Raw genomic sequence first — 5,542 nt, 5'->3', positions numbered from 1 at the left:
GCCCGCGCCCGCGTGCGCCGGGCAGGTCGTGGTCCAGCAGCGGGCCGCAGACGAGGACGAGGGTGTCGGCGCCGAGCTCGGCGGCCTCCTCCACGGCGCGGCGGTTGTCGTCCAGGACGGCGGCGGGGTCGGCGGCGGGGTCGGTGAACATCCCGCCGCGGCACACGGAGCTGACGCGCAGCCCGGCCCGCCGCACGAGGTGCGCGGCGCGCTGCAGGCCGGTGGCGGCGATCTTGTCGCGCCACAGGGCGATCGCGCCGATCTCGTGCCGCTCGCACCCGGCGACGGCCTGCTCCAGGGACCAGGAGTTGACGGTGATCTGGTTGAGGCTGAGGCGGCGGGTGTCCACGGGCACGCTCCTTCGCGGGCTGGAATGCGCTTTCCGGAGAGGGTGCCACACCCCGACCCGCCGGTCAACGACGCGCGACGGCGCCCCGGCCCGCGCGCACGTGCGCGCGGGCCGGGGCGCCGTCGCGGGCCTCAGGAGCCGCTGTGCTCGCCGGGCTGCTGCCCGCTCGCGGCGTCGCCGGCGGTGTCGGCGTCCGAGCCGGGGCCGGTGCTCTCGTCGGCCTCCTCGGCCTCGGCCGCGAACCCCGTGTCGTTGCCGTAGCCGTTCTCGGTGGGCGACTCCGCGGCCGCGGGGCTGCCGGGTTCCTGGCTGGGGGTGGTCATGGTGCTCCTCTCGTCGGGTCCGCGGGCAGGTGCGTGCCAGCGGTGCTCAGGGGCGGAAGACCGCCCGCAGGCAGCCGTCCTGCTTCTCCTTGAACATCTCGTAGCCGCGCACGGAGTCCTCCAGCGGCATCTCGTGCGTGGCCAGGAAGCTCGTGTCCAGCTCGCCGTCGGCGATGTGGCGCAGCAGCCGCGGGACGTAGCGCTGGCCGTGCTGCTGGGAGGCGCGGATGGTCAGGCCCTTGTTGAGGACCACGCCCATCGGGAACTTGTCGGTGAGCCCGTACACGCCGAGCACCGCCACCACCCCGCCCTTGCGGCACGCCAGGACCGCCTCGCGCAGCGGGGTGGCCCGGTCGGTCTCCAGCCGCAGCGCCTGCTTGGCGCGGTCGTAGGCCTCCTGCACGCCCGTGCCGTGCCCCTCCATGCCCACCGCCTCGATGACGGCGTCCGGGCCGCGCCCGCCGGTGGCCTCGCGCAGCACCTCCTGCACGCTGTCCACCTCCGAGTAGTCCACCGTCTCGGCGCCCACGCGCGTGCGGGCCAGCTCCAGCCGCTCGGGCAGCCGGTCCACGACGATGACGCGCTCGGCGCCCAGCAGCTTCGCGCTCGCCGCCGCCATGAGGCCCACGGCGCCGGCGCCGAACACCGCCACCGTGTCCCCGGGGGTGATGTCGCAGTAGTCCGCGCCCGTGTACCCCGTGGGGACCGCGTCGGAGGTGAACAGCGCCTGCACGTCGCTGACGCCCTCGGGCACGGGGAAGCAGTTCACGTCGCCGAACGGCACCCGCACGAACTCCGCGTGCGAACCGGCGTACCCGCCGAAGGGGTGGGTGTAGCCGTAGATCCCGCCGCTGGGGTAGCCCAGCACCGGCTGCTGCAGGGCCGCGTTGGGGTTCGTGGTGTCGCACAGCGACCACATGTCGCGGGTGCAGTAGAAGCACTCGCCGCAGCCGATGAACGAGGGCACCACCACGCGGTCGCCGACCGCCAGCCGGCGCACCTCCGGACCCACCTCGGCGACCACGCCCATGAACTCGTGGCCGAACACGTCGCCGGCGCGCATGCCCGGCAGGTAGCCGTCGATGAAGTGCAGGTCCGAGCCGCAGGTGACGGTCAGGGTCACGTCGAGCACGACGTCGTGCGGGTTGAGGATCCCCGGGTCGCGCACGGTCTCCACGGCCAGGTCGTTCACGCCGTTCCACACCAGCGCACGCATCAGCGGTCCTCCTCGCGGGCGGCGGGCTGCGGTTCGATCGTGGGGACCTCACCGGTCAGCAGCAGCGCCCGCAACCGGTACAGCAGCGTGAACGGCACCCCTCCGACCCCGGCGCTCAGCTCGCGCGCCACCTCGCAGGTCACCTCGGTGCCCAGGTCGCCCGGGGCCGGGCGGGTCGTCACGCGCAGCAGGACCTCCTCGTCCTCGCGCTGCCCGGGCTGCTCGCCGGTGCGCCCGCCCTCGGTGTCGTCCTCGCTGTCGCGCACGTCCTCCTGCGGCTCGCGCGGGCCGTCGGCGTCCGCGCGGCGCAGCTCCATCCCGCCGTCGACCTCGGCGGGCTCGGCGGCCAGCTCCCCGCCGGAGGCCAGGGTGAACGTCCAGCGCCCCCCGGGGCCCTGCCGCACCGAGGCCACCTCCCCCAGCAGCCGCGAGACCACGGCCGCGTCGCCCCAGGCGGCCAGCACCTCGGCGGCCGGCCGGGCGATCGTCAGGGTCTGCCGGGCCGGGCCCCCACCGCCCTGCTGCCCCAGGTGGCCGGGCAGCACGCGCGCAGCGGCCCCCACGGCCGAGGCCACGGCCTCGCGCGCCTTCTCCCGCGCCTTCTGCGTCACGTCCACGATCGCTGCGCTCCGTCCTGCCCACCCGGCCGCGGCCCGGTGGGCGCTGCTCCCGGCGGCCCCTCGCCCCCGGCCGTCACGCTACGGCGGCGGGCCGGGGGCGGCACCTCGGCGCCGTCCCGCCGGGCGCGCGGGCGCCGCCTAGGGTGGGGCGCGTGGAGGACCCCGCACAGCGCCGCGTCGACTACGGCGAGCGCTCGCTCGTCGAGACCGACCTGGCCGCCACGCCCCTGGAGCAGTTCCGCGCCTGGTACTCCGACGCCGTCGCCGCGAGCGCGCCCGAGCCGAACGCCACGACGCTGTCCACGAGCGGGCCGGACGGGGCGTCCTCGCGCACCGTGCTGCTCAAGGGCGTCGACGCGCGCGGGTTCGTCTTCTACACCAACCAGCGCTCGCGCAAGGCCGCCGCCATCGCCCACGACCCGCGGGTGGCGCTGCTGTTCACCTGGCACGGGAACCACCGGCAGGTGGCGGTGCGCGGCCGCGCGGAGGTGGTGCCGCGCGCCGAGACGGAGGCGTACTTCGCCTCGCGCCCGTACGGCTCGCGCATCGGGGCGTGGGCCAGCGAGCAGTCGCAGCCGATCGCCTCCGCCGCCGAGCTGCACGCGCGCGAGGCCGGGCTGCGCCGGCGCTTCCCCGACACCGGTTCCCCCGAGGACGTCCCCGCACCGCCGCACTGGGGCGGTTACCTGGTGCGCGCCGTGGAGGTGGAGTTCTGGCAGGGCCGCACCTCGCGCCTGCACGACCGCCTGGTGCTGCTCAGCCGCGACGGCTCCCCCGCCGCCCTCGACGACGCCGCGGCCTGGCGCCTGGAGCGCCGCCAGCCCTGAGCGCCGGCGGCGGTGCGGGGCGCCCAGGCGCAGGCGCGCCGGCGCGCCTCGGGCGAGGCCACCGCCGCCCGGCTGCGCACCCGCCGGGGGTGAGCAGCCCTCCCCCTCACCCCTCGCCCACCTCCAGCGCCGGCCAGCGGTCGAGGGCCCACGCGGCCCACGTCGGCCACCCCCGCGGCGGGTCGGGGACCTCCTCGCCCGCGAGCTCCCCGGCACCGGGTTCCTCGAACCGCTCGCGCCAGGAGACGACGTCGGCCTCGGCCATGGGGAAGGTCTCGCCGGGCGCGGTGGCCCGGCGGTGCGCGATGCGGGCGAGCTGGACGTCCAGCGCGACCGGCAGGTAGACCACCCGGCAGCGCGCCCCCGCCCCCTCGGCCAGCCGGCGCAGCGCCGACCGCTCGTCCCGGCTCCAGAGCCCGAAGTCCAGGACGACGCTGGTCCCCAGGCGCAGCGCCTGCAGCGCCAGCGTGATCATCCGGCCCTCCAGGACGTCGCGCCCGCCCTCGGCCCGCAGCGAGCTGCCGAACAGCGGCAGGTGCCACTCGTCCGGGGTCAGCCGCAGCGCACCGTGCGCGGCGGCGAGCCGCCGCGCCAGGGTCGTCTTGCCGGCGCCGGGGAGCCCGACCAGCAGGAACAGCGTGGCGGGCGCGGTCCCGTCGTGCGGTCCGTCGTGCGGTCCGTCGTCGCGCGCGCTCGCCCCGCTCACGGCACCAGCGTGCCAGGCGGGGCGGCCCCTGCCGTCCCGCCCCCTCCGGGGGCACCCGGGTGAGAAAGTCGGTCCGGACCGGGAACCCGGCGACCGCTGCGGGCATGGAGGGGTGTGAGCAGGACGACGGGCACCCCTGCCCGGCCGGGCGGCGAGGACGGCCGCGCCCGCCGGGAGCCCCCGGGCGCGGTCAGCGACGGCGAGCTGTGGCGACGCGCGGTCGCCGGCGACGCCGACAGCTTCGGCGTGCTCTTCGACCGCCACGGCGACGCCGTCCACGGCTACTGCGCCCGCCGCACCGGTTCCCTCGACGCCGCCGACGACCTGGTCTCCGTCGTCTTCCTCGAGGCCTGGCGCCGCCGCGCCGACGTCGAGCTCGTCGACGACAAGGCCCTGCCGTGGCTGTACGGCATCGCCGGGCGCACCCTGCAGCGCCGCTGGCGCACCACCCGCCGCCACCGCGCCGCCCTGGAGCGCCTGCCGCGCACCGAGGCCGAACCCGACCACGCCGACGACGTCGCCGCCCGCCTGGACGACCGGCGCCAGCTCGCCCAGCTGCAGGCCGCCTTCGCCCGGCTGCGACCGGCCGAGCAGGAGGTGCTCACCCTGTGCGTGTGGCAGGGCCTGGACTACGCCTCCGCCGCGGTGGCCGCGGGCGTGCCCGTCGGCACGGTGCGCTCGCGCCTGTCGCGGGCACGGGCCCGGCTGCGCGCCGGCACCGTCGGCGGCAACCCCCTCAGCACCAGCAGCGGAGTCGGAACGGAGCTGTCGTGACCTCCACCCTCAACGGCATGGACAGGCACCGGCGCGCCGCCGTGCGCGCCCTGCTGGTGCAGCGCGCCACGCCCACCACCTCGCCCGCCGCGCTCGCCGGGAGCCCGCACGACGCCGCCGGGCGCTCCCCCGTCCGGCGCCCGGCCTGGCGGCGCCCGGAGCTCGCCCTCACGTCGGCGGCCGGCCTCACCGCCGCCGCCCTGGCGGTCGTGGTCACCGCGAGCGTCTCGCGCCCGCTGCCGGCCTACGCCGTCTCGGGCGGCGGCGGGGAGGACGTCACCGTGGAGGTGAACCGGCTGGAGGGCGAGCAGGCCCTCCAGGACGCCCTGCGCGAGCGCGGGATCGCCGCGGACATCACCTACCTGCCGAGCGGCACCGCGTGCCGGTCCGGGCGCTACGCCGAGGACCGCGCACCGGGCCTGTCGCTCAGCGTCAGCGCCGAGCGCTTCGAGGTGCAGATCCCCGCCGGCGCGGTCGGGGAGGGGGAGACGTTCGTGCTGTCGGCCTCCGTGACCCCCCTGGACGACGGGGTGCAGGCCGCCGTCGACTTCGGCGTCGCGCGAGGTGCCATCGCCCCCTGCACGGTCGTCGACGCGCCCTGAACCCGGGACCCGTCCCGGCACCGGGGTCCTCGTGCTCACCGGGTGCCCCGCCTCGGGGCGCGTCGCCGCGGGAGGTCGACCACGGGCGGGGCGGGACGCGGGGTCCCGGGAGCACCGGTCGGCCG

8 protein-coding genes are annotated in these 5,542 nt (G+C 77.4%); 3 read left to right on the top strand and 5 right to left on the bottom strand.

All coding sequences use genetic code 11. From position 1 onward, the window contains the following. From GTR00_RS13315 to GTR00_RS13300, 4 genes are all read right to left on the bottom strand, one after another. Window positions 1-349: sugar phosphate isomerase/epimerase family protein (locus GTR00_RS13315; RefSeq protein ID WP_407659692.1), on the bottom strand; the 349-nt coding region annotated here is incomplete at its 3' end. A gap of 131 nt (window positions 350-480) precedes the next feature. Further along, entirely contained in the window at window positions 481-672 is a 192-nt protein-coding gene (locus GTR00_RS13310; RefSeq protein ID WP_166612094.1) for a hypothetical protein, read from the bottom strand. Window positions 673-718: 46 nt separating this feature from the next. Continuing rightward, window positions 719-1,888, bottom strand: coding sequence for a zinc-dependent alcohol dehydrogenase (locus GTR00_RS13305; protein WP_166612093.1), 1,170 nt, complete (start codon window positions 1,886-1,888; stop codon window positions 719-721). Further along, window positions 1,888-2,505, bottom strand: a complete 618-nt coding sequence (locus GTR00_RS13300) for a hypothetical protein (RefSeq protein WP_166612092.1) — start codon at window positions 2,503-2,505, stop codon at window positions 1,888-1,890. Before GTR00_RS13300 ends, GTR00_RS13305 begins: the two co-directional genes overlap by 1 nt. Window positions 2,506-2,660: 155 nt before the next feature. On the opposite strand from GTR00_RS13300, the gene pdxH reads away from it, so the two are divergent. After that, window positions 2,661-3,335: a pyridoxamine 5'-phosphate oxidase gene (gene pdxH, locus GTR00_RS13295; RefSeq protein WP_166612091.1), complete on the top strand. Its 675-nt coding sequence runs from the start codon at window positions 2,661-2,663 to the stop codon at window positions 3,333-3,335. A 106-nt stretch (window positions 3,336-3,441) separates the two neighbouring features. Here the strand turns inward: pdxH and GTR00_RS13290 are convergent, their stop codons facing one another. After that, entirely contained in the window at window positions 3,442-3,972 is a 531-nt protein-coding gene (locus tag GTR00_RS13290; RefSeq protein WP_166612095.1) for an AAA family ATPase, read from the bottom strand. A gap of 183 nt (window positions 3,973-4,155) precedes the next feature. Between GTR00_RS13290 and GTR00_RS13285 the strand changes: the two genes are divergently transcribed. Beyond that, entirely contained in the window at window positions 4,156-4,815 is a 660-nt protein-coding gene (locus GTR00_RS13285) for an RNA polymerase sigma factor (protein ID WP_166612090.1), read from the top strand. After that, the gene (locus GTR00_RS13280) at window positions 4,812-5,417 is read left to right on the top strand and encodes a hypothetical protein (protein ID WP_166612089.1); all 606 of its coding nucleotides are present in this window, start codon (window positions 4,812-4,814) and stop codon (window positions 5,415-5,417) included. Before GTR00_RS13285 ends, GTR00_RS13280 begins: the two co-directional genes overlap by 4 nt. Window positions 5,418-5,542 lie beyond the last annotated feature (125 nt).

The sequence above is a fragment of the Kineococcus indalonis genome (assembly GCF_009906395.1).
Lineage (GTDB): Bacteria > Actinomycetota > Actinomycetes > Actinomycetales > Kineococcaceae > Kineococcus > Kineococcus indalonis.
This window is presented reverse-complemented; position numbering and strand designations above follow the sequence as displayed.